The 24,659-nt window shown below is 61.1% G+C and carries 16 protein-coding genes and 1 pseudogene; 10 read left to right on the plus strand and 7 right to left on the minus strand.

Annotated features, from left to right (window positions below):
- The 4 genes from Q5H93_RS00005 to Q5H93_RS00020 all read right to left on the minus strand — a co-directional run.
- On the minus strand, nt 1–238 hold a 238-nt coding region (locus tag Q5H93_RS00005; RefSeq protein ID WP_305004411.1), incomplete at its 3' end, for a helix-turn-helix domain-containing protein.
- A gap of 110 nt (nt 239–348) precedes the next feature.
- On the minus strand, nt 349–2,103 hold the full coding sequence (locus Q5H93_RS00010; protein ID WP_305004412.1) for an ABC-three component system protein: 1,755 nt from the start codon (nt 2,101–2,103) through the stop codon (nt 349–351).
- Nucleotides 2,100–2,336 carry an ABC-three component system middle component 6 gene (locus tag Q5H93_RS00015; protein ID WP_305004413.1) on the minus strand — a complete coding sequence of 79 codons (237 nt, stop codon included), beginning with the start codon at nt 2,334–2,336 and terminating at the stop codon, nt 2,100–2,102. The genes Q5H93_RS00010 and Q5H93_RS00015 overlap by 4 nt, the downstream gene beginning before the upstream one ends.
- A 2-nt stretch (nt 2,337–2,338) precedes the next feature.
- Nucleotides 2,339–3,241, minus strand: a complete 903-nt coding sequence (locus tag Q5H93_RS00020) for an ABC-three component system protein (RefSeq protein WP_305004414.1) — start codon at nt 3,239–3,241, stop codon at nt 2,339–2,341.
- A gap of 344 nt (nt 3,242–3,585) precedes the next feature.
- Here Q5H93_RS00020 and Q5H93_RS00025 point away from each other — a divergent pair, with 344 nt between their 5' ends.
- Both Q5H93_RS00025 and Q5H93_RS00030 read left to right on the plus strand, forming a co-directional pair.
- The gene (locus tag Q5H93_RS00025; RefSeq protein ID WP_305004415.1) at nt 3,586–6,108 is read left to right on the plus strand and encodes a hypothetical protein; all 2,523 of its coding nucleotides are present in this window, start codon (nt 3,586–3,588) and stop codon (nt 6,106–6,108) included.
- Nucleotides 6,109–6,205: 97 nt separating this feature from the next.
- The gene (locus Q5H93_RS00030; RefSeq protein ID WP_305004416.1) at nt 6,206–7,069 is read left to right on the plus strand and encodes a 1-aminocyclopropane-1-carboxylate deaminase/D-cysteine desulfhydrase; all 864 of its coding nucleotides are present in this window, start codon (nt 6,206–6,208) and stop codon (nt 7,067–7,069) included.
- A 117-nt stretch (nt 7,070–7,186) separates the two neighbouring features.
- Here the strand turns inward: Q5H93_RS00030 and Q5H93_RS00035 are convergent, their stop codons facing one another.
- The 3 genes from Q5H93_RS00035 to Q5H93_RS00045 form a co-directional block, all read right to left on the minus strand.
- Nucleotides 7,187–8,971 carry a T9SS type A sorting domain-containing protein gene (locus Q5H93_RS00035; RefSeq protein WP_305004417.1) on the minus strand — a complete coding sequence of 595 codons (1,785 nt, stop codon included), beginning with the start codon at nt 8,969–8,971 and terminating at the stop codon, nt 7,187–7,189.
- Nucleotides 8,972–9,048: 77 nt separating this feature from the next.
- The gene (locus Q5H93_RS00040; protein ID WP_305004418.1) at nt 9,049–11,001 is read right to left on the minus strand and encodes a carboxypeptidase-like regulatory domain-containing protein; all 1,953 of its coding nucleotides are present in this window, start codon (nt 10,999–11,001) and stop codon (nt 9,049–9,051) included.
- A 60-nt stretch (nt 11,002–11,061) separates the two neighbouring features.
- Nucleotides 11,062–12,054, minus strand: coding sequence for an aspartate-semialdehyde dehydrogenase (locus tag Q5H93_RS00045; protein ID WP_305004419.1), 993 nt, complete (start codon nt 12,052–12,054; stop codon nt 11,062–11,064).
- Between the two features lie 254 nt (nt 12,055–12,308).
- Here Q5H93_RS00045 and Q5H93_RS00050 point away from each other — a divergent pair, with 254 nt between their 5' ends.
- From Q5H93_RS00050 to Q5H93_RS00085, 8 genes and pseudogenes are all read left to right on the plus strand, one after another.
- On the plus strand, nt 12,309–15,728 hold the full coding sequence (locus tag Q5H93_RS00050; protein ID WP_305004420.1) for a lamin tail domain-containing protein: 3,420 nt from the start codon (nt 12,309–12,311) through the stop codon (nt 15,726–15,728).
- A 212-nt stretch (nt 15,729–15,940) separates the two neighbouring features.
- Nucleotides 15,941–17,365, plus strand: coding sequence for a DUF1800 domain-containing protein (locus Q5H93_RS00055; protein ID WP_305004421.1), 1,425 nt, complete (start codon nt 15,941–15,943; stop codon nt 17,363–17,365).
- A 392-nt stretch (nt 17,366–17,757) separates the two neighbouring features.
- Nucleotides 17,758–18,972, plus strand: coding sequence for a DUF1501 domain-containing protein (locus Q5H93_RS00060; RefSeq protein WP_305004422.1), 1,215 nt, complete (start codon nt 17,758–17,760; stop codon nt 18,970–18,972).
- Nucleotides 18,973–19,225: 253 nt separating this feature from the next.
- Nucleotides 19,226–19,453 (plus strand): annotated as a pseudogene (locus Q5H93_RS24095) (energy transducer TonB); the annotation flags it as partial.
- A 317-nt stretch (nt 19,454–19,770) separates the two neighbouring features.
- Nucleotides 19,771–20,160 (plus strand): hypothetical protein, encoded by a 390-nt coding sequence (locus Q5H93_RS00070; protein WP_305004424.1) that lies wholly within the window; start codon nt 19,771–19,773, stop codon nt 20,158–20,160.
- A gap of 1,505 nt (nt 20,161–21,665) precedes the next feature.
- Nucleotides 21,666–23,885: a T9SS type A sorting domain-containing protein gene (locus tag Q5H93_RS00075; protein WP_305004425.1), complete on the plus strand. Its 2,220-nt coding sequence runs from the start codon at nt 21,666–21,668 to the stop codon at nt 23,883–23,885.
- A 112-nt stretch (nt 23,886–23,997) separates the two neighbouring features.
- Nucleotides 23,998–24,165 carry a hypothetical protein gene (locus Q5H93_RS00080; protein WP_305004426.1) on the plus strand — a complete coding sequence of 56 codons (168 nt, stop codon included), beginning with the start codon at nt 23,998–24,000 and terminating at the stop codon, nt 24,163–24,165.
- 15 nt (nt 24,166–24,180) lie between these two features.
- On the plus strand, nt 24,181–24,477 hold the full coding sequence (locus Q5H93_RS00085) for a hypothetical protein (RefSeq protein WP_305004427.1): 297 nt from the start codon (nt 24,181–24,183) through the stop codon (nt 24,475–24,477).
- The last annotated feature ends 182 nt before the right edge of the window (nt 24,478–24,659 follow it).

The following is a 24,659-nucleotide window of genomic DNA, read 5'->3' on the forward strand; positions in this document are numbered from 1 at the left end:
GCGCGGCGCTGGCCAGCCGTAGCGCGGGGCCGGCGGCCGGGCCGGGCGCGGGCAGTTGCCGCAGCAGCGGAGCCAGGACCTCGGCGGTGGCGGGGCTGAGGCCGCGCCGCCCGGTTTCGAGGTGGCCGGCGCTGGCTTCGCTCAGGCCCAGCCAGGCGGCCAGCTCCTGCTGGCTCAGGCCGAAGTGCTGGCGCACGGCGGCAGCGGCGGTGTCGGAAGGGAGGGCCGGGCGGGGCATGGGTGTAGGGTATTTGGCGCAAGATACAGCAATAGCCTACAGATGGTGTAGTTTATCACTCCCTTTTGCACCAAATACCCTACAACGTTTTCTGCAGAAAGTTGAGTTTATCAATAGAAGTCAAACCCAAACAGACCGCCGCCGTCATCGTCCGTTAGTTTTGGCTCAACAATGTATTGCTCCAATGGTAGTTCAGTTGAGCGGTTTTGAGGAACTGGTATTTGGTCGGAATTCAGGGTAATAATGTATTGAAAACCGATTTTTTTAGCAAGCCCAGCCCCATAGGCCCATGCTTTCTCATTCTGTCGCTCATCAACCGGGTCAAATAGGTGACTGTCGTGTACCAAAAAGCCTGGAGTCATTCCACGCTTCCCGGCCACGCGCATCAGCATCATATCGAAGCAGAACACCTGCATGCTATTTACGCCGCGGCTGTTTTGTCCCTGAATGGTAATGTCGAACTTCGGCCCAGATTCTGTCGCATAAATGGATAGATTACCGAAATCATTGTATAGGGCCTCCGACGCCTCTTCAAAAGCTAGTACGGCTTCTGCGATTACTGATTGATTTTCCCTTAAATCCCTTTGCAGACGTAAAAACAACTGTCCCTGCTTGATTTTGAGTTCAGCTACCTGCTGGGCCGCATTTTCAAGCAGTTTCTGGTTTTGTTTCAGGCTTTCTACGACGGCGACAGCCTTCCCTAACTGAATTTGGAGTTGAGTGTGATGCTCCAAAGCACCGTGAGTATGCAGCAGTTGCATAATCTGGCTCCGCTGACCATCAAGCGTGCTAATTTCCTGTTTGTTCTTTTCAACCTTAGTTTCCGCCTCCGATAGCTCATCCTCCAGGTAGAGCCGGCGGTTACGCACAATGGATTCATGAAAGCGCCGTACTTCGTCGTAACGCGTTCTGACGATGGTGGGCAATACTAACCCTACTTCTGCATACAGGCGTTCAAGGTCCGAAACTTCCGGTGGGGTCTCGGACTGTAGCGACTGCCGCAACTCATCGGCATAGTAACGGCTTTGGGCGGCCTCGTCGGCGAGTTCATTGATACGGCGAGTTAGGTTGTTGGCTTCCCGCTCCCGCTCTGCGTAATCCTGCAGAACGCGAAACTCCGCAATGGCCTTACTTAGCCGGTCTACTTCTTTTTGGGCAAGCGTGAGTTGGGTAAAAATCTGCTTGGGGTCGCCGACCACGTTTTTCAAGCCTCCATCCCGGGCTACCTTTTGTAGTTTCTGAGCTGCCGCTATTTCCTGCCGCAGTTGCTCGCGCTCCTGACTTATTTTCCAGTCCAGTCCCAACAAGTAGGAAAGTCCTACCCGCACGTCGGCTGGCTGCTGTTGGTAAGCCTGCTTGGTAGGCTCGGCTAATCCTCCGTTCTCAGCCCGCCGCACAAAATAGCTAAACAGTTGGCCGAATGTTGGTCCATAAACTCCCAGATTTTCCTCAAGCCCAAACATTGCCAGACCAAGTATGCCGCGCCATTTATCATGGGCCAGCTTAGCAGTGCCTTTGCCTTGTAGCGGGTCGATTGGCCAAGCAGCCGTTGAGCCAGTTAGCAACTCAATATCCAGCCACCGGAAGGATGCACCACTTCTGCTTACGCGCAATAAGGCTCCTTTAAGGTCGAACTCTATCGAAAAGGTATAAGCTTCTAGTGCTGGTTTGCGAAAAAGAGAGTTTGTTTCACCTTCTTTGCCAAAGAGAAAATGAATGAGCTGAAGCAGGCTGGACTTGCCGGACTTGTTGCGAGTTTGCCCATCATTGGATTGGGCCAGCTTATCAGAGACAATAATATTCAGCCCCGGCCGTAGTTCGACTGGTTTAAAGGTGGGCAGGTCGCTGGTAATGCGGTGAATCACGAGGCTTTTCTGACAATCCGATTGCCATCTAAGGTTATGGTTCCGATACTGGCCAGCAGGTCGAGGGACAGTACAAACCAATCGAATGAAACGGGAGAGGTGTTGGTAGGGCGGGCCCTGAACTCTTCCCACAACACGGAAATCGTTTTGGGCCGCGCCAGCAAGCCGAGCAGTTGGCCACCGATGGTAAGCAACGCCCGGTCTTCTGGTAGATGTTTGGAGGGAAGAATCATGGCTACTCGTTGAACGTGTGGGCTGCCTCGAAGATGTCACAAGTTTGAAAGAAGTGCGCTAGTACGGCGATAGACACGTCGGGCGAATGCTTGCGGTGGGCTGATACGAACTCCAATAATGCAGCAAAAATTTCGTCCGGGTCCATCCGCGAAGCTTTCAGCCAGAGGTATTCCGCCCGTAAAGTTGCGGCTACTTTCTGGCCAAGCTCCGGGTCAAAAGCATAGTTTGCCAAGAACCTTGCAATTCGTTCGGTCGCGCTATAGCCCCATAGAATAAGCCGGCGGTTGCCCTTGCTTAGGCCATTTGCGTCGAGCTTTCCATAGTCTACTTCGCTAATCGGCTCAGTTACCTCTGGTAAGATGCGTGCTACCTGCTCTAATGTAACTCGAATTTCGTCAATATTAATCTGAGAAGGCGCGGGTGCCACAAAGGCTGGCCCTAGCACTAGCGCAATGTCCTCGTCACGCAACGAGAAGACAATTTCTCGCAAATCGTACGGCGTGAACTGGACAAGTTGCTTTCCAGCATGACTTTGTTCCAACTCTAGGAATACATCTAACACATGAGGTGGAACCCCTTTCCAAGCGTTATGCACAAACGTCCATTTGGTAAAGTGCTCGTTCCAATGGTGAACAGCCCCCGCAAAATCTTCTCTGATTTTACGGACAGTTTCTGCAGCCTGCATCTCTGCAGGAGCATATACTTGGAATAATTCTTTAGTCGAGATGATGTAACCGTCATTCTTTCGGTCACCTGTTCTTCCCCACGGCCGCACCCGCACGAAATCACCACCGTGCGCCAACTGCATAATATCCGAGAAAAAGTCCTGGAATTCATCACCTCGTTTTTCGTGAATCAGATTCCTAAACATTAGCTCATAATAGGCACGGGTAGAAGAGTGCATAACAGATAGAGAGTAGTGATGAGGGCTTTCAGGCTTGAGTAGCTAGGTTGGGCTAATTAGCTCAAAAGTACAGACATTTGGCAGATGCTACTGGCACTTTCGTACCAATGATGAGTTTTGAATCTATGCGGCAGGCTGAATCCTTATTAAAGGCGACGCCTGTGTAGGCTATTCTGAGAGTTTATAAAAAATACCCTACATCCTGTGTAGGGTATTTTCATTTTATCTTGTTCAAACCCTACCCCCCACCCCGTCCCGCCCACTCCCCCGCGCGCGTCATTCCCGCCCTCCCCGCTCCCTGCCGTAACTTCGGGGCCGTTTTGACTTTCTCCTAACTCCGCCCGATGGCTGCTGTTACCTCTGCTTCTCTCTCCAAGCCTGCGCCGCTGTGGCAGCGGGCCCTGCCGCACGTGCTGGCGGTGCTGTTTTTCGTGGTGCTGGCCTGCGCCTACTTCGCGCCCATCGTGTGGGAAGGCAAGAGCCTGGCTCAGCACGACATCAGCCAGTTTCAGGGCGGCGCCCACGAGGCCCAGGAATACGCCAAGGCCACCGGCAAGGAGGCGCTGTGGAACAACTCCATGTTCAGCGGCATGCCGGCCTACCTCATCAGCCTGCACTTCTCGGGCGACCTCACGCCCTACCTCCAGAAAATCATGACGGTGGGTTTGCCACCAGTAGTGGCCAATCTGTTTTTGGCCTTACTGTGCGGCTACGTGCTGCTGGTGGCGCTGGGCGTGCGCCCGCTGGTGGCCACGGTGGGCGCGGTGGCGCTGGGCTTTTCCAGCTACAACCTCGCCATTCTGCTGGCCGGGCACAACACCAAGAGCTACGCCCTGGCCTACGCCCCGCTGGTGCTGGGCGGCCTGCTGGTCACGTTCCGCCGCAATAAGTGGCTGGGCGCCGCGCTGTTCACCTTCGGCCTAGCCATGAACCTGCGGGCCAACCACATCCAAATTACCTACTACCTCCTGCTGCTGGTGGCCATTTTTGGCGTAGTAGAACTGGTAGCCGCCGTGCGCGCCGGTCAGCTGCCGGCCTTTGCCCAGCGCGTAGCGCTGCTGGCCGTGGGCGGCGCCCTGGCCCTGGGCGTGAGCTTCGGCCGCCTCTACACCACCTACGAATACAGCAAGTACAGCAACCGCTCGCCCTCGGAACTGAAGGCCCTGCCCGCCGCCCCCGGCCAGGCCGCCGCGCCCAGCCAGGCCCAGCAGGACCGCGACTACGCCTTTGCCTACAGCTACGGCATCGGCGAAAGCATGACCTTGCTGGTGCCCAACTTCTACGGCGGTAGCAGCTCGATGCCGCTGGGCACCGATTCGAACCTCGCCAAGGCCGGCCTGCCCACCGAATACCTCGCCCAGATGCCCACCTACTGGGGCGACCAAAGCTACGTGGCCGGCCCGGTGTACCTGGGGGTGGTCATGGGCTTTCTGTTCATCCTGGGCTTGTTCGTGGTGGATAAGCGCACGCGCTACTGGCTGCTGGCCGGCACCATTTTGTCGCTGCTGCTGGCCTGGGGCAAGAACTTCGAAACCTTCAACAACTTGATTTTCGATTACCTGCCCGGCTACCGCAGCTTCCGCGCCGTGAGCATGGGCCTGGTGATTGCGCAGCTGGCCGTGCCGCTGCTGGGCGCCCTGGCTTTGAGCAAGGTGCTGCAAGGCGGAGTTAAAAGTGAAAAGTTAAAAGTACCTGGTTTGCCGGGCAGCACTACAGAAGAAACTTTTAACTCTCAACTTTTAACTAACAAAGTGCTCTACGCCGGGGCGGTAACGACCGGTATTCTCATTCTGGCCTGGGTGCTGAGCTTCGGCTTCGACTTCGCCTCGCCCGTCGATGCCTCGCTGACCAAGAGCGGCTTCACGCCGCAGCTGCTGGGGGCTCTGCGCGCCGACCGCGCCGACTTGCTGCGCAACGACATCTGGCGCGGGCTGTTCTTCGTGGGCGCCGCGCTGGGCGTGCTCTATTTCCACCGCAAGGGCAAGCTGGGCGCCGCCCCGGCCGCTGCCGTCATGGTGGCGCTGGTGCTCATCGACCTCTGGGGCGCCGACAAGCGCTACCTCAACGCCGACAGCTTCCAGCGCGGCACTATCGCCGAGAGCTTCGAGCCCACGCCCGCCGACCAGCAGATTTTGCAGGACAAGGACCTGAGCTACCGCGTGCTCAATACCGGCAACCCCTTCAACGAAGCCCAGACCTCGTACTTCCACAAGAGCATCGGCGGCTACCACGGCGCCAAGCTGCGCCGTTACCAGGACCTTATTGAGCGCCAGATTGCGCAGAACAACCAGCAGGTGCTCAACATGCTCAACACCCGCTACATCGTGTTTGCCAGCCAGCAGCAGGGCCAGCCCGCCCAGGTGCAGCGCAACCCCGAGGCCCTGGGCAACGCCTGGTTTGTGAGCGAAGTGAAAACCGTGCAGAACCCCGACGAGGAAATGGCGGCGCTCGATAAGTTCACCCCCGCCATCACGGCCGTGGTGGATGCCAGCAAGTTCCCCGAGGTGAAGCCCGCCACCTACGACCCGCAGGGCTCCACCATCGCCCTCACCAACTACTCGCCCGACGCCCTCACCTACCGCTGCAACGCGCTGCGCCCCGGCTTCGTGGTGTTCTCCGAAGTGTATTACGCCGCCGGCTGGCAGGCCTTCCTCGACGGTAAGCCGGTGCCCCACGTGCGGGCCAACTTCGTGCTGCGGGCCATGCCCATGCCGGCCGGCGCCCACACGGTGGAGTTTAAGTTTGAGCCCAAGGCATACACCATTGGCAATGGCGTGTCGCTGGCTTCCAGCATCGGGCTGCTGCTGGTAGTGGCGGGCGCAGTGGTATATGGGGTGAGGCGGAAGGAGGCGCTAGCCACCGCTTAAAACCCCGGTCAGTTAAAAGTTAAAAGTGAAGAGTTAGAAGGCAGGACGACCTTTTAAACTCTTCACTTTTAACTTTTAACTTATTTCAGTCGCTGCCGTGTCCCAGTTCCAGGAAATCCTAACCCCTTACCCCAGCCGCCTGCTGCTCTGGCACGACGACAACAAGGCGCGCAAGCTGAAATACAATCTTCAGGCGGCCAGACAGCAGCGCCACGATACGCTACTCACCTTCGGCGGCGCCTACTCCAACCACATTGCCGCCGTGGCCGCCGCCGGCCGCCAGCACGGCCTGCGCACCATCGGCCTCATTCGGGGCGAGGCAACCCAGCCCCTCAACCCCACCCTGGCCCAGGCCGTGGCCGACGGCATGCAGCTGCATTACCTTGACCGCGCCAGCTACCGCCGCCGCGCCGAACCGGATTTTCAAGCCGAATTACTTCAGCAACACGGCCCCGCCTACCTGCTGCCCGAAGGCGGCACCAACGCCCTGGCCCTCCCCGGCTGCGCCGAGCTGGTAGCCGACATCCGCCAGCAAATTCCTGATTTCGATGTGCTGGCGGTGCCCGCAGGCACCGGCGGCACCCTGGCCGGCCTGCTCTGTGGCCTGGGCGAGCAGCAGCAGGCCCTGGGCGTAGCCGCGCTGAAAAATGGCGGCTTCCTGCGCGGTGAAGTGGATGCGCTGACGCAGCAGGCCGTGGGGCAGAAGTTGGAGAATTACACCATCGAAACCGGCTACCACTTCGGCGGCTACGCCCGCCACTCGGCCGATTTGCTGGCGTTTATCCGCGAGTTTCAGGCGCAGCACAGCGTGCTGCTTGACCCGGTTTATACCAGCAAAATGCTGTTTGGGGTGCTGGATTTAATTCGGCAAGGGCGCTGGGCGGCGGGTAGCACGGTGGTGGCCATTCACACCGGCGGCCTGCAGGGCTGGGCAGGCTGGCGCGAGCGGTTTGACCAGTAACGCGAAACTCCGTTTCCGCGACGAGCGCAGCGAGTTCAATCGTCTTCTGACGTCTGATACTCGCTGCGCTCGTCGCGGAAACGGAGTTTCGCGTTACTCACAGCACTGGTGCAGCACCTACAGCACGGTGAGGCGCTTGGTGAGCACCTGCGCCCCGGCCTGCACCTGCACGGTATAGATGCCGGCTGACAGCTGCGCCAGCGACAGCGTAGTCTGGCGCGCCTGCGGGGCCACCGCGCCCCGGCGCACTTCCTGGCCCAGCCCGTTCAGCAGCACGACTTCGGCCCCGTGGGCGGCCAGCGCGGCGGGGAGCGTGAGCGTCGCCGTTTGCTGGGCCGGGTTGGGGTATAGCTCCAGGGCGGCGCTGGCGGTGGTGGAGCGCACGGCCGTGGGCAAGCTGCGGCCGTTGGTGCCTAATATCCCGGCAAAGCCAAAGGTACGGGTAGCGGTACTAGCAATGGGGCTGGTAAGGACGAAAGGACCAAAGCGAGCCGAGTTGCCTTGAAAGCCCGCAAACAAACCGCCGACATACAATGTGGAGTCATGTCGGGCCATGGTATATACGCCATCACCACCACTGCCACCTCCTTGTTGAGTCCAGACAAATGCTGCACCGCTACCCGTGTCGGTCAGGCGAGAAATGAATACATCGCTCCGGCCCGCGCTGGTATAAGTTTGGCTGCCAAAAGACACCGTGTTATTAAAGTCCCCAGACAGGTAAAGTGTCGACCCATCTACTAAGAGTTCACCCGAAGAGTCCTGGCCGCTACCGCCAATGGGCAGGACCCAGGTAACGGCGGCACTACCACCCGTGTCCGTTAATTTTGTCAGGAAAATATCCTGCTGCTGGCTGGGTACTGCTCCCGGCGTGTTGGTCAGCGTCAACCCACCCACCCCGATGGTGCTGTTTGTAAAGGCGCCCGCCGTATACACGGCATTGCCGGCGGTGCACACGCTCCGTAGGTAGGTATTCCCGTTGCTGCCGCCCGCACCCTGCCCCCAGACCCATTGGCTGCTTGTACCTTGGTCTACTAGCTTGGCCACGAAGCCATAAGAGTCATCCGGCCCACCTGGCTTAGTAAGTGTCTGAGTTCCGAAGACGAGCGATGTACTCGTTGTGCTACCGGCCACGTAGAGGATTCCACCCGGTGCCGCCGCCATCGAGTAGATAGACGCCGACCGGTTGCCACTCACTTGCTGCAGCCATACCACCCGGGCACTGGAGCCCTCGTCCACCAGTTTGATGATGGCAGTGCCATAAAAGGAATTGTTAAAGAAAATGTTGAGGGGATTGAAATAAACATGGCCGTTAGATGAGAAGCCGGCCACGTACACGGCATCGGCCGTAGCAATAATACTGTAACCGTAGTCGCCGCTGCCGGAGCCGGCACGGTAGGCCCAAGCGAAACTGCTGCTGGTGCCCGCATCCACCAGTTTAATGACAATGATGTCAGACTGCGAGCAGTTCACCACGGGCAGGGTGCCTACTTGCACTCCAAACCCATTGGCGGTACCCGTCAGATACACGTTGGGGCCGCGAACGGCGATGGCCGATACCTCATCCTGATTGGCACCTCCCCAGCGTTGGGCCCACACAAACGTATTGGTTGAAGGAGACCATTTCACGATGAAGCCGTCGCTATTGCCTGAAGTATTCAGCGTTAGAGAGCCAAATCGGGCGGTACCCGAAAAATACCCTGCCAAATACATGTTGCCTACACTATCCGTTGCTACAGCTGTGACATACGAGTTCGGAGAGCTACCAATAGCAAAGGCCGCCTGCCAGGGCGGCGGGGCCTGCTGCTGGGCCATGGCGCGCCCCGCCAGCAGCGGCAGCAGGAGCAGCAGGAAAAAACCCAGCCAGTTCGACTGCCGGGAGGGGGTAGAGCGTTGCTTCGACACGGTAAGGAGGTTAGTTAGAACTAATAACCCCGAAGATACGAAAAACCCCGCGAACGAGCTGTTTCGTTGCCTATTAGCTACCGCAGCCGGTACAGCAGGCCCACCGTGAGCAGCGGCCGCCCCAGCCGCCAGGGCACGCCGGCCGCTTCGCCGTTCACGCGCACGGTGGCACCGGCGGCAGCCAGCGGTACGTCGGCATCGTCGCGGGAAAGGAAGAAGCCGCTTTTCTCGTCCAGGTGCAGCTCCTCGCGGGTGCTTTGGGCGAATAGCCAGCCCAGGTCGGCCACGGCCTCGATGCGGTGCGACAGCTCGACGCCCAGGCCCAGGCGGGGCATCCAAGCGTCGGTGCGCTGCTGCAAGCCCAGGCGCAGGTTGTCGGCGTCCAGTTTCGTGCCATCCAAGCGCAGGCCGCGGTCGGGGTTGTCGAAGTTGCCGAGCTCGTAGCGCAGGCGCTGGCGGGTGTAGTCGAGGCCCGCGCGCAGCAGGATGGGACGGTGCCGGGGGCGCAGGTTCACCTCGTAGGTAGCGCCGGCGCTCCAGCCGTTGCCCCGGAAGTTCCAGGAGGCGATGCGGTTGTCGTAGTGCACAGTGAGGCCCTTTACCACATCCAGCTGATAGGAGATGCCACGCCAGAAGACCACCCGCTGCTGCGGCGCCCGCACCTGCCCCAGCGCCCGAAACGCCGAGCCGGCTGGCGCCACCTCCACCCGCAGGTCGGCGCCCGGCGAGTCGACCCACAGCAGGCCGCCGATATAGCCGAGGCGCAGGCGGTCGAGCACGTTAAACAATGCTTTTTTCGAGCTGGAAGCCTGCTCCGCAGGTTTGGGCGTAAACAGCTGTTCGGCGGCCAATTGCCGCTCCCGGTCGCGCAGGGTCAGGCGCAGCTGCTCGGGTGGCAGCAGCGTGGGGTGGTTTTGCCAGAAGGCCGAGTCGTAGCGCACTTGGTTGTCCAGAAACACATCCATGAACTGCGCCCGGGCGGTGTAGCCCGGCTGGGTGGCCTGCGCGGTATCGATGGCCGTGGTCAGGTACTCGGCCAGGTGGCGCATGGGCTTGCCGGTCACTGATTTGGCGAGGGTATTGTACCACACGCTTTTCACATGCCAACGCCCGGCGTAGGACTGGTATTCGACGCGGTAAGCGCGCTCCTCGGCATCCAGGCCACCCAGTTCGTTGCGGATGCCAGCCGGGGTGCGTTTCCACTCGGCCGCCAGAAACACGTAGCTCTGCTGGTCGATATACATTTTCCCCTCGAAGTTGGCCCGTTTGTTCCCCGCCTTCGGCCCGAAGTGGATGACATACACTGGCCGGTCAAGGTAAGTCGTCAAGTCCGTCAGCCTGTAGTCGTAGTCCTTGAAGTCGCGCTCATTAATGAAATCCAGCCGGTTGTGTACGAAGTCCATCCGGTGCGGAATGAACGGCCCGGCATACCACTTGTAGCGGATAAAGTTGGTCGGTTCCTCCAAATCGACCTTGCGCGACTGCCGGATAACGATGTCGCCGTTGTCCTTCGGCTCGGTATAGGGCGCCTTGAGCACCGTCAGCACCGCCTCGGCCAGGTAGCGATACTTGTTGTCCTGCTGGTCGTTGTCCGACTCCCGAAAAAAGCCCTCCAGCCGCGTGGGCCGCACCGGGTAGTTCTGCGGAATGCGCACCACGGCCTCGCGCACAATGCCCAGCACCGAGCCGCTCACCTGCACCTCCCCCAGCTTGGATGGTTTCAATTTCAGCAAAATGCGCAGCTCCGGGCCGGGCAGCGCCGGCAGCAGCTGGCGGTAAGGCTCGTAGCCCAGCAGGGCCACTTCCAAAGTCTCCTGCCGGTAAGCAGCCGGGATGGGCAGCGCAAAGCGGCCGTCGAGGTTGGTACTGGTGCCGATGCGGTTGCGGGCCACGCCCACCTGGGCGTTGGGAATGGGCTGCCGGGTTTCGGCATCGAGCACGAGGCCGCGCAGGGTGGGGGTCTGGGCCTGGGAGGCTGGAGTTAGCAGGCTTAGAAGCAACAGGCTGGCAAGCAGGCGGAGCAGTAGCATTGGGGGTAGCGAAGGCGTTTCGCAAATAACGAAACTGGCCGCCGTTTAGCGCCCTTTTACCTACACCAAGCCCATTGCCACCAGATACTCGGCAATCTGCACGGCATTGGTGGCCGCGCCTTTGCGCAGGTTGTCTGCCACTACCCACATATTGAGGGTGCGGGGCTGGGTGGCATCGCGGCGCACCCGGCCCACCAGCACGGCGTCGCGGCCGCGGCTGTCTTTGGGCATGGGGTAGCGGTTCTGGGCTACGTCGTCCACCAGCTCCACGCCGGGGGTGCGGCGCAGGATTTCCAGCACCTCGGCCTCGTCAAATTCTTCGGCAAACTCCACGTTGATAGCCTCCGAGTGGCCACCCATCACGGGGATGCGCACGCAGGTGGCGGTGACGCGGATGCTGTCGTCGCCCATGATTTTGCGGGTTTCGTTCACCATCTTCATTTCCTCCTTGGTGTAGCCGTTGGGCTCGAACACGTCGATGTGCGGCAGCACGTTGAGGTCGATAGGGTGCGGGTAGGCGGGGGCGCTGGCCGGCTGGCCGGCGCGCTCCTGCATGAGCTGGTCGACGGCTTTTTTGCCGGTGCCGGTCACGCTCTGGTAGGTGCTCACCACGATGCGGCGCACTTTGTAGCGCTGGTGGAGCTCGTTGAGGGCCACCACCATCTGAATGGTCGAGCAGTTGGGGTTGGCAATGATTTTATCCTGGGCCGTTAGTTCCTGGGCGTTGAGCTCGGGCACCACCAGCTTCTTGCTGGGGTCCATGCGCCAAGCCGAGGAATTATCAATAACCGTGGTGCCTATGGCGGCAAACTGCGGGGCAAACTCCTTACTCACCGAGCCCCCAGCGGAGAAAATGGCAATGTCGGGCGCGGCGGCCAAAGCATCTTCCATGCTCACCACCGGAAACTGGCGCCCCTGGTACTCCACCAGCTGGCCCACCGACCGGGCCGAGGCCACGGGCAGCAGCTCATCCAGCTGGAAGTGACGCTCAGCCAGCACTTTCAACATCTCAGTGCCTACCAGCCCGGTGGCGCCCACTACAGCAAGTTTCATATCAAACGAAGCAAGGATAGAAAAGAAATGCAGCCTCTGCGGCGCACGTAGCTGCAAATGTCGCTAGAAATGGGTTACTTGGAGGCTGGAAAAGCTCCTTGTGGTTTAGCAAACAACCAAAAGAACGTCATGCTAAACGCAGTGAAGCATCCACTCACGCCTCAACGACGCAGTAACTCAATCGTTCCGGTGCGAAAGGATACTTCACTGCGTTCAGCATGATAGACTTTTACCACCAGCCCCTATCTTGCTGTATGAAACACCTTTTACTGCTTCTTTTACTTCTACCCTTCTTCAGCCAGGCCCAGCTGCGCGACGACTTCACCGACGGCAACTTCACCGCCAACCCTACCTGGACCGGCGACGCTGCCAGCTTCCAGGTAACTAGCCAGCAGCTGCAAAGCAACGGCCCGGCCACTACCGGCACCTACCTGCAGCTGGTAGCGCCCTGCCAGGCCAGTATCGGCACCACCTGGGAGTTCTGGGCCAACCTGCGCCTGGCCACCAGCTCCGGCAACCTGGCCGACGTGTGGCTCATGGCTTCGCAAACCGACCTGCGCAACACCACTACCAAGGGCTACTTCGTGCGCCTCGGCGGCACCGCCGACGAGGTCAGCCTGTTCCGCAAAGACTCGGCCCGCTCGGCCACTATCATCATTGACGGCCAGGACGGCACCCTGGCCAGCGCCACCAATAACCTGGTGCGGGTGCGCGTAACCCGCTCACCGCAAAACGTGTGGACCCTGGAGCGCGACCTCACCGGCGGCCGCAGCTTCGTGGCCGAGGCCAGCACGCCCACCGATGCCACCCACCAGCGTAGCGTGGCCGCCGGCGTGCTGCTGCTCTACTCCTCGGCCAACAACCGCAGCTTCTACTTCGATGATTTTGTGGTGACGGATGCCGAAGAGCCCACGCTGGTCAGCACGGCGGCCCTCTCGGCCCGGCAGGTCGATGTGGTGTTCAACGAAGCCGTGGCCCCGGCCAGCGCCGCCCTGCCGACGAACTACCGCCTGCAAAGCGGGGCCGTGCCCACTGCCGCCCAGGTGCTGCCCCAGAATCCGGCCGTGGTGCGCCTTACCTTCGGGGCCGATTTTGCGGCCACCAACACCCTGGAAGTGCTCACCGTGGCCGACCTTTTTGGCAACGTGGCAGTGGGGCCGCAGCTGAGCAGCTTTGGCGGGCCGGCCAGCACGCCGCAGGCGGGAGAGCTGGTTATCAGCGAGATTTTTGCCGATGAGACGCCGCAAGTAGGGCTGCCGCTGTCAGAATATATCGAGCTATTCAACCGCTCGACCAAGGCACTGAGCTTGCGCGGGGTGCGGCTGGGCAAAACCGGCAGCACCACCAGCGCCGTGTTTGCCGATACCGCCAAATTGCTGCCGGGCCAGTATGCCATCGTGTGCGGTAGCACGCGGGTGGCGCAGTTCGCGGCGTTCAATGCCAAGACCTATGGCGTCAGCAACTTCCCCACGCTCAACAACGCCGGCGACCAGCTGGTGCTGCGCGGGCGCGACGGCCACGTGCTTTTCGAGGTGCATTACTTCGACACCTGGTACCGCGACGCGGTGAAGAAGAACGGCGGCTGGAGCCTGGAAATGATTGACGCTGATAATATTTGCGCCGGGGCCGACAACTGGACCGCCAGCACCGATGCCAGCGGTGGCACCCCCGGCCGCCAGAACTCCGTGCGCGCCAACAACCCCGACCAGGCCCCACCCACCCTGCTCCGCGCCGAGCTGCCCGACCCGTTCACGCTGCGCCTCACGTTCTCGGAGAAGCTGGACAGCACGGCGGCCGCTAACCCCAGCCGCTACACCCTGGCGGCCCCGGCCCCGGGCATCGTGCGCGTGGCCCCGGTGGGGCCTGCTTTCCGGCAGCTTGATTTAATATTGGACGCCCCGCTGAGCAGCAGCCAGCGCACCGTGGTGCAGGTGCAAACCGCCACCGACTGCGCCGGCAACGCCAGCGGGCCCTTGCAAACGGTGAGCTTCGTGGAGCCAGCCTCGGCGCCGCTGGCGGGCGAGCTGGTTATCACTGAGATTTTCCCGGATGAGTCACCGGTAGTGGGCTTGCCGGAGTCGGAATACCTGGAAATCTACAACCGCTCGACTACCAAGGTGCTCGACCTGGGGGGCGTGCGGCTGGGCAAAACTTCCACCACCAGTCAGGCCGTATTTCCGGACACGGCGCGGCTGCGGCCGGGGCAGTACGCGGTGGTGTGCGGCAGCACCCGCGGCGGGCTGTTTGCGGGGCTTAATGTGAAGATATTTGCCCTCACCAGCTTCCCCTCGCTCACCAACGGCGGCGACCAGCTGGTGCTGCGCAACCGCGACGGCCGCACGCTCTTCGAAGTGACGTACTCCGACGGCTGGTACGCCGACCCGCGCAAGCAGGACGGCGGCTGGAGCCTGGAAATGAAGGACTCCGACAACCTCTGCGCCGGGGCCGACAACTGGGCCGCCAGCACCGATGCCAGCGGCGGCACCCCCGGCCGCCAGAACTCCGTGCGCGCCAACAACCCCGACCAGGCCCCGCCCACCCTGCTCCGTGCCGTGGCGGTGGATGGCAGCCTGCTACGCCTCTACTTCTCCGAAAAGCTGGACAGCGCCCGGGCCGCCAACCCCACCCGCTACGCGCTGAGCGTCGGCGGCCCCACGGTGATAAGCGCCCAGCCGCTGGCCCCCGATTTCCGGCAGGTGGAGCTGACTTTGTCGGCCGCGCTGCCCGCCAGCCAGTCGTTTACCCTGAGCGTGCAAACGGCCACCGACTGCGCCGGCAACGCCAGCGGGGCCCTGCAGTCGGCTAGCTTCGCGCTGCCGGAGGCGGCCCAGGCCGGCGACGTGGTGGTGAACGAAATCCTCTTCAACCCCCGCACCAACGCGGTGGATTTTGCCGAAATCATCAACCGCTCTACGAAGTACATCAGCCTGCAGAACTGGCAGCTGGGCAACGAGCGCGCCGACGGCTCGGTGGATGCCGTGCCCCTGAGCCCCGGCCCGATGGTGCTGGCCCCGGGCGAAATCCTGGCCTTCACCACCGACGTAGCCATCATTCAAACCGAGTACCCGACCAGCCACGACGTGGCGCAGCTGCTGGAATTGAGCGACTTTCCCACTTTCGCCGACGATGCGGGCACGGTGCTGCTCTTCACCGGGCAGGGCCTGGAAATCGACCGCTTCGCCTATAATAAGGACATGCACCTGAGCTTGCTTTCGACCCAGGACGGGGTGTCGCTGGAGCGCATCCGCACCAATGGGCCGAGCCTGGGCAGCAACTTCCACTCGGCCGCCGGCGCGGTGGGCTACGCCACCCCCGGCCGCCCCAACTCCCAAGCCCAGGATGCCATCGGCGGCAACCAGGAGCTGAGCATCACCCCCGAAGTCTTCACCCCCGACGACGACGGTCAGCAGGATTTCACCACCCTCAACTACCACCTCGACCAGCCCGGCTACGCCGCCTCCGTGACGGTGTACGACGCCCTGGGCCGCCTCACCCGCCACCTCGTGCGCAACCAGACCCTGCCCGTGGATGGCTTCGTGCAGTGGGATGGGCTGGATGAGCGCGGCCGCAAGGCGGCCGTGGGGTACTATGTGCTGCACATCGAGCTGTTTCGGCCGAGTGGTGGGGAGAAACGGGAGTATAAGAAGACGGTGGTGCTGGGAGCGCGGTTTTAGGGTCGGGCGAGGGGATAAAAGAACGTCATCCTGAGGGGAGCGCAGCGAGGCGAAAGGACCTCGCCCGCTTCTTTGTGGTAGTAATTCCGACTATTCAAGCAGGGGAAATTACTGCTGCAGCCGGCGCGGGCGAGGTCCTTTCGCCTCCCTCCGGTCGGCTCAGGATGACGTTCTGATTAAACCATCGCCCCATTCCTGCCGTCCAACCCGCCATGAAAACCAACTTGCCGCTCCAGCACCTCTACTGGCGCGCCGGTTTCGGCCCGCGCCCGCAGGATGTGGCGGCCGGCCGCAGCCCCCGCCAGGCGCTGCGCCAGCTGCTGAAAGACGCGGCGAAGTACGAGCCGCTTACCATCCTGGCCCCGCTCGCCGAGGAAGGCACCCCGATGGTGACCGCCGACGGCCCCACCGCCGCCCGCCGCGCCGAGCTGACGCCCGAGCAGCGCAAGGCCCGCAACCTCGCCGAACGCACTGCCTACCAGCAGATGACTTCGCGCTGGCTGGCCCGCATGGCCAGCTCCCCGGCCCAGCTGCGCGAGAAGATGACTTTGTTCTGGCACGGGCACTTTGCCTGCCGCGTGCGCCGCCCCGAGGCCGCCCTGCGCCTGCACAACACCACCCGCCGCCTGGCCCTGGGCAAGTTCCCCGACCTGCTGCTGGCCGTGAGCCGCGAGCCGGCCATGCTGCAGTTTCTCAACAACCAGCAGAACAAGAAGCAGCACCCCAACGAGAACTTCGCCCGCGAGGTGATGGAGCTTTTCACCCTGGGCCGGGGCAACTACTCGGAGCAGGACGTGAAGGAAGCCGCCCGCGCCTTCACCGGCTGGGGCGCCGATGCGGCGGGCAACTTTCAGTTTCGCCCCAAACAGCACGACGATGGCCCGAAAACCTTTCTCGGCCGCACCGGCAACTTCACCGGCGAGGACGTGCTGCGCATCATCTTGGAGCAGCCGGCGGCGGCTACCTTTCTCACCACTAAGCTGTATTGTTTTTTCGTGAACGAGGTGCCCAATCCGGCCCACATTGCACCGCTGGCCACCAGCTTCCGCCGAAGCGGCTACGACATCACCGCCCTGCTCGAAGCCCTGTTCGGCGCCGACTGGTTTTATGACCCCGCCAACGTGGGCGCGCACCTCAAGAGCCCGGTGGAGCTGGTGGCCGGCCTACGCCGTACCCTCAACCTGCAGCTCGACGACGACCGCGCCCTGCTGGGCATCCAGAAGGCGCTGGGTCAAACCCTGTTCATGCCGCCCAACGTGGCCGGCTGGCCCGGCGGCCGCAGCTGGATTGACTCTTCTTCCCTACTGCTGCGCCTGCAGTTACCCTCCGTGCTCTTCAAAGACGCCGAGTTTGCCGTGACGCTGAAGCAGGATGAGGACGACCTGGTGCCCAACCTCACCCGTGCCGAGCGCAAGCTCTCCCTCAACCCCCGGGCCCACCTGCCGCTGGCCCCGCTGCAAAAGCTGCTGGGCGCCACGCCCGCCGCCGGGCAGCTGGCCGGCTTCCTGCTGCAGGTGCCGGTGCGGGCCGAGAGCCTGGCGCTGGTGCAGCAGGCCGCCGCGCAAGCCGCCCCGGCCGAGCGGCTGAAGGTGACGCTGGTGGGTCTGCTGAGTCTGCCGGAGTATCAGTTGGCGTGAGAACGGGGATGGTTGAACCGGTGGGATAGAACGACAAGCTCCCCTCCCTGGAAAGGAGGGGATGTGAGCGGCGCTGAGCAGCGAACGGGGGTGGTTGAGCCGGTCGCGCCGGTAGGGCGGAACCTCACCCCCGGCCCCCTTTCCAAAAGAGAGGGGAGCCTGACGATTAAGTTAAAAGTTAAGAATTAAACACCACTACCCTCATCTTTCAATTCTTCGTTTTCTTAACCCGCGCAAGACCGGTGCCCCCTCTTTTTTGGAGAGGGGGTCAGGGGGTGAGGTTCCGCCCCTGACGGCGCGACCGTTTCAACCACCCCCGTTCGCTGCTTAGCGCAGCTCACATCCCCTCCTTTCCAGGGAGGGGAGTTTATCGTTCTACTTTTCCACTTCTTATGCAACGCCGCACCTTTCTCCGTTCCTCCGCCCTGGCCAGCAGCTTGCTGCTCGTTCCCACGCTCCTCCACGCCCTCGATGCCGGGCCCGGCCTGGCCCGGCTGCGCGATGCCCGGGGGCGCCGCCTCATCGTGGTGCAGCTGGGCGGGGGCAATGATGGGCTGAACACTATCATTCCGTATAAGAACGAGCTGTATTACCAGGCCCGGCCTACGCTGGGCATCAAGGAAAGCGCCGGGATTCTGGCCTTGGATAAGGATTTGGGCTTTAACCCGGCCATGCGGGGGCTGAAAGGGCTGTACGACCAGGGCCAGGTGGCGGTGCTGAACAGCGTGGGCTACCCCAACCCCGACCGCTCGCACTTCCGTTCGATGGACATCTGGCAGACGGGCTCGGCGGCCGAGCAGACCTGGAGCACGGGCTGGCTGGGCCGCTACCTCGACTCGGCCTGCGCCGACTGCCCGCACCCCTACAATGCCTTGGAACTGGACGATACCCTCAGCCTGGCCCTCAAAGGGCAAACCCGCAAGGGCCTGGCCCTGAAAGACCCCGCCAAGCTGCACCGCCTGACCCAAAGCCGAGCCGGAGCCGCCGCCCACCTCGCCGACCACGCCCACGAGCACCACGCCGCCCAGGTTGATTACCTCTACCAAACGCTGGCCGAGACCACGTCCTCGGCCCAGTACCTGTATGATAAAACGCGCATCTACCAGTCGGCCACGGCGTACCCGGCCGGCGAGTTTGGCAAGAGTTTGAAGACCACCGCCGAGCTGATAAACTCCGGCGTCGAGTCGCGGGTGTACTACCTGGCCCTGGCGGGCTTCGACACCCACGTGCGGCAGCAGGAGCAGCAGGGCCGCCTGCTGGGCCAGCTTTCCGACGGCCTCGCCGCCCTGGCCGCCGACTTGGCGCAGAGCGGCGAATGGGCCAACACCCTCGTGCTGGTATTCTCGGAGTTTGGCCGCCGGGTGGGGCAGAATGCCAGCCACGGCACCGACCATGGCACCGCCAACAACGTGCTGCTGCTCGGCGGCAGCCTGCGGCGGCAAGGCATCCTCAACGCCGCCCCCGACCTGGCCAACCTCGACCAGGGCGACCTGCGCCATCAGGTCGATTTCCGGGGCATCTACGCCACCATCCTGCAGGACTGGCTGGGGGCTGATGATGCTGGTATTCTGGGCACGGGCTTCGAGCGGGTGCGGGGGCTGGTGTAGCACCCCACCCCCGGCCCCCTCCCCTTCGGGAGAGGGAGAGCCGGTCTTGCGCGATGGTGTTTTTGTCAGAAATCCGTCAGGCTCCCCCCTCTCCCGAAGGGGAGGGGGCCGGGGGGTGGGGTGAGGGCGCGAGGCACTATCTTGCGGCCCTATGCCCCTGCCCTTTCGCCTCGCCCTCACCAGCTTTCTGACGCTGCTGCTACCCCTCGCCACCCGCGCCCAATCGGAAATCACCTACGACTACGTGGAGCAGATGCCCGACTTCCGCGGCGCCGGGCTCGACTCGCTGCCCTACTACCTGCAGCGCAGCCTGCGCTACCCGGCCGAGGCCCTGCACCAGCGCCTGAGCGGGCGGGTGTTCGTGCGCTTCGTGCTCACGCCGCAGGGGCGGGTGACGGAGGCCCAGGTGCTCAAGCGCCTGCATCCCAGCCTCGACGCCGAGGCCCTGCGGGTGGTGACGGCCCTGCCCGCCTGGGAGCAGCCGGGGCGCCAGCAGGGGCGCCCGGTGCGGGTGGCCCTCACGGTGCCGGTGGTGTTTCCGTTGCAGGGCACGGTGCCGGGCGGGCAGCCCTACGAGGGCCCGTTCTTCCCCTTCGGCCCCGACTCGCTGCGGCGCTACCTGGCCTGGGGCACCCGCCACACCGACTACCCCCAACTGCACGGCCGCTTTCTGGTGCGCCTCGGCCTGCACCCCGCCACCGGCCAGCCCCTCTGGGAAACTGCCCCCCCCTACTCTCGCCCCCGGACCTCAAGGCCAACCCCGACGCCGTCAACGCCCTGCACCAAGTGCTGCGCGCCATGCCCCGCTGGCGCCCGGCCCTGGCCCCCGGCGGCCCCCGCAGCGTGGTGCTGCCAGTGTATTTCGGCAGTGTGGCCACCTCCCCGGCCCTGGCCTATGCCGACTTTATGCCGGTGTTTGGGGCCGGGCCGGGCACGGCGGCGGCGCTCAGCCAGCGCCTTACCGATAAGCTGCGCCTGCAGCAGCCCGCCCTGCGGGGCAGCGCCGCAGCCTACGTGGAGCTGGACGAAACCGGCCGCCCCGCCCAGGCCCAGCTGCTGCTGGCCTCGCGCCCGGCCCTGGGCGCGGCCCTGCTGCAAGCGGTGCAGCAGCTGCCCCAGGCCCTGGCTCCGGCGCAGTTTGAGGGGCGGGCGGCGCGGGTGTTTTATGTGGTGGAGGTAGAGCTGTAGAACATCATTCGGGAAGCCCAAGCACGCATATAGTTGTTTTGTTTTTATGCACAATTAATTAAATTTATATTTTTTGGTTATATTATTAATAAAACATGTAAGTTTACTACACGCCTAAACCGGATGTCATAAAATCAACGGTTTTTGGAAAAGCATGAACGACGCCCAAAAATCCTCTTGCAGCCAGTTTATGAGGAGCTTTTGCCAAATACGATGTTAGATAAGCAGGGCGTTTTTTATAATTTATTATAGAATCATCATCCTTTTAACCCGACCATATTAGAAAAGGCAACTGTCTCATTTAGCACAATAGTTTCCTTTTTTGAGTGCATGTATGGCAAGCATCTTTGTGCTATTCAACCCAAGTACTGTGTTGAGTAGGCAAGGTGCCAGATACTGCTTTCACTCCTGAACAACTACTGTATGACCTAAAAAAAACAGGCTTCTCATCTTTCATAAACCTAACCCTATTACCGCAGGTCTAAAATCGTAGGACCATACTTGCTATTCTACTCAGCTTAGGATTGCTAACTGCGATATCCATTACCACTTGCATCATTTATTCTCATCAAATGACCCGATTTTCCTCATCATTACTAGCAGTGCTTCTGCTGCTCACCCTGATGGCAAGAGGCCAAGCGCCTGATGCCGTACGCACACAACTCAACACCGTATTTGCCAACGTTGATAAAACACAGGTGCCTACTAGCTACCTAGAGGAATATGGTGAGCAACTGCTAGGGCTGCGTCATTACAACGGAGTGCTAACCGATAGCAACCGCACCGACTTAGATGTGTTTAGATACCTTAGAGCCACCATTTTTTCGGCCCGTGTGACGGGTACTGACACCCTACCCCTACTGCCCGAGCTTAACCGCCGTCTCAATGCGCTGCGCCAAGGTCCGGCTGGCGCGCCCAATCCCATTACGGTGCAGTACATGACATATAACCGTGTCAGAGTCGATGCCTTGGAAAAAAATCTACTCCGAATGCAGAATAACCAGCTGTTTGACGTAGCTGGGCGTACTCAAAGCCCCTATCAAAGCGCTACGCTGTTTGCTGCTGCCCCACTCTATTCGGTGTCGCGTACGGGAACTGCTTCGTTTATATTCCGACGCAACCTTTACCTTACTAATAGTGGCACAGCTGTATCAGCTCTCTACCTAGACTTTGACGATGGCAGGGGCTATGTACCGGCCGCTTGGAACCAGCCAGTGGGTACTTCTTACACCAGCACTGGCCACAAGCATATTCGCGTGAAGGTGGTATATGGTAATGGAGGGTCAGGATTGCGTCAAGCAGTTCCTAATGGAGCGGCCGCCCCAACGGCAGCACCGCCCGCCGTTGGCTTTAGCCTCGAAAGCCATTTTGACCTGGAAGTACTACAGGTGAACGTAGCAGCCCGCTATGGTCCCCTCGACGATATTACCCTACCTATTAATTCTGCCACTGGGGCGCATGATGGGGTGGTCGTATCGGTCCGTTACGGCCGAGGACACACGGCTATGACTAAACCGTTTATTATTGTTGAGCAGTACAACGTGTTTACCATTCTCAACGAGGATGCCCCTTCCCTGGTAGCTTGCGACAACGGTAATAATACCATCGACAGTTTTCTAGGCCGGGTGAGTAACCAGCCGGTGCCTTACGATTTTAATGATGCGCTGCACAACCTCGGCCAGTACGACCTAGTCTACATTGATTTTAAGCACAACACCGACGACATTCGTCGCAATGCGGTGGCCTTTCAGGAAGTAGTGCGCTGGGTGAATGCTCGTAAGGCCTTAGCCGGCAGCACAGAACAAAATGTGGTGATGGGGCAATCGATGGGCGGGCTGGTTTCGCGCTACGGACTGGCACAGATGGTGCGCAACAACGAAAACCCGCAGGTGCGACTGCTGGTGTTGCACGACAGCCCGCAACGCGGTGCTTATAGCCCGGTAGGTACGCAGTCACTGTCGCGGGCACTTGATGTGCCGGGCATCTTCGGACAGGCCCTCACCGATTTCAGTGGCACTGCCAAGGCCGCTGTGCGAATTTTGAATGAGCCGGCATCACAGCAGCTTTCTATCCTGAACGCCTATAATCCCCGGGGCGACATTCGGCCCGACCCCTTCCTGAATGGCCAATACCGGCAGATAATTGACTTTGCCTCTACTGACCCCCTCCGGCCAGCTTATGAAATCGTGGCTACCAGCGACGGGTCGCAGTGTGGCCAGCCACAGAACACGCCGGTCGGCGTGACCCTGACAACAACCCGGGCCGAGTTTTTCATGCGCCCCCTGTCGGTATTGCCACCTCCGCTTAATATCCTGGCCAATTTTAACGTGTTTGCGAATGGGGCAGCTTACGGCCTGCCCGCCTACGGCTCACGGGCAATAGTTAGCCGGCTACAGGTGTATCTGCGTTACGACCTGTGCTTTGGGCGCGGCATTTTCAAGGTGTGTATCCCTCTTTATGCAGACCTTATTAATGAGTCGGCCTTGTCGCCAGCTAACACCTTGCCTTACGAGACCCTGCCCGGCGGTACCACCAATCCGGCAGAACTGGCACCCTGTACCCAAAACATTAATTTAGGGCTGTCAAGTATTTACAAAGTCTTCTTCAACACGAACCTGTATAATGGCGATGTGTGCTTTGTGCCCAGCTATAGTGCCCTTGACGTGGCCGTCGTTAGCCCCGCAACGGCCTACGCCAACTACATCAATAGCGCGACTAATAATCCGAGCCCCCCGCGTGTGGCCCGCTATATCGCGCAGGAGAGAGTGAGCAGCACCAGCAACCGCTACAACCTGCTTCATCTACAATTCTCGGCCCGCAACAGCCAATGGATTTTCAACGAAATGCAGCGGCCTTTTAATGGCAATACCAATCCACAGGCTTGTGGTCAGACGGAGTGTACGCCCTATACCGGGTATACTGTTATTGGCCCACGCGCTATTTGCGTGAACGGTGGCATCGGCACCTTCACCCTCACGGGCGCTCCGCCCACGGCGGTTGTCGACTGGACGGTTACAGCCGCGTCGGGCGTCATCACTACGGCCTCCATTGTTGGGGGTACGCGCACCTTTTCGCTAACGGCAGGCTCGGTCGCAGGAAGTTATGTACTGACGGCCTCGCTGCATACTCCCTGTGGCCTGGTTCCATTCTCAATCGGGAACCGGCCAGGCTCGCAACTGGAGGTCAGCGCTCGCTCGACCGTTGCAATCACCAGTGTGACAGGCGCTGTTGCTAGCCTGCAAACCACTGTGCTGGCGTCGCAAACCGGCCCAGTCAGCGACTACACCTGGCTGCTCAATGGCGTAGTGCAGCTGGAAACTACCAACCGCTTCAAGTTTAATAACCCGGCGGCGCCAGGCTGCAACGATGTAGTGATGAACGTAGAAGTGCGAGTCAATAACTCCTGCGAAGGTGATGGTATGTATGCCTCGGCCACCCGGCAGGTAATTATTCCACATCAAGGCACCGGCTGCCGCACAGCGGGCGGAGCTTACCCTAATCCCAGCACTGGCACACTCACCGTGGAACGCCCCACCGTTGCCAACCGCAGCAGCGCTCTCACAGTGCGTCTCTTCGATGCCACTAGCCGCGAGCGGACCGGTGGCAAGCTCACGACCCAGGCGCTACAGCTCGACACGAGCACGTTGCCAATCGGCATCTATTACCTCCATATCATGGATGGCACGAAAGTGCTGAGCCGCGAGCAAATCGAGGTGAAGCGCTAAGCTGCACGAGAAAATTGGGGGCGCGGGGCCCGCAGATCAAACCAACAGTCGGCGTAGCCAAAGCCCCCGATTTTTTTCTTTTTTCCCACTCCCAATTCCCACCTCATTACCAATGAAAAACGGTAACCGTATTTCCGAAGAATTCTCCGACGAGGACCTGCAGGCTGTGCTGGCGGCCATCACCCTTATCGAAAGCAAGATGCCCTGGCTGCTCACCCTCACGCCCGAGGAAAGCCGGGGCCTGCGCAACCTGGGCTTCGATGGGCTGCCCTTTGCCTAAGCCGCCCTGGATGCCGTGCGGGCCGATATCAACTTCACCCGCCGGGGCTTCGACCTGGCGGAGTTTGAAAAGGACGTCGTTTTGTATGGCCAGCTGAGCCAGGTGCGGGCCCGCCTGGCCCCGCTGGCGCAGAAGGTGACCCAGACGGCCCAGATAGCCGGCTCCGACATGATGGTGACGGCCGATGACGTGTACGAGGACATCAACCGCGACAACGGCGAAACGGCCGCCGTGCAGGCTGCCCGCCAGCAAATGAAAAAGCGCTACCCCCAACGCAAAACCGCCGAGAAGAAAGCCAAACCCAGCGCCTAACGGCTGCGGATAGGTCCCCGACCGGTCGGGACCGATGCCGGACCTATTTGGACCGGTTCGGGACCGGTCGGGACCGGTCGGGACCGGTCCCGGACCTATTTGGACCGGTCTGGGACCGGTCCCGACCGATGCCGGACCTATCCGGACCGGTCCCCGACCGGTCCCGACCGATATAAAACCGG

This window comes from Hymenobacter aranciens (genome assembly GCF_030580865.1).
Lineage (GTDB): Bacteria > Bacteroidota > Bacteroidia > Cytophagales > Hymenobacteraceae > Hymenobacter > Hymenobacter aranciens.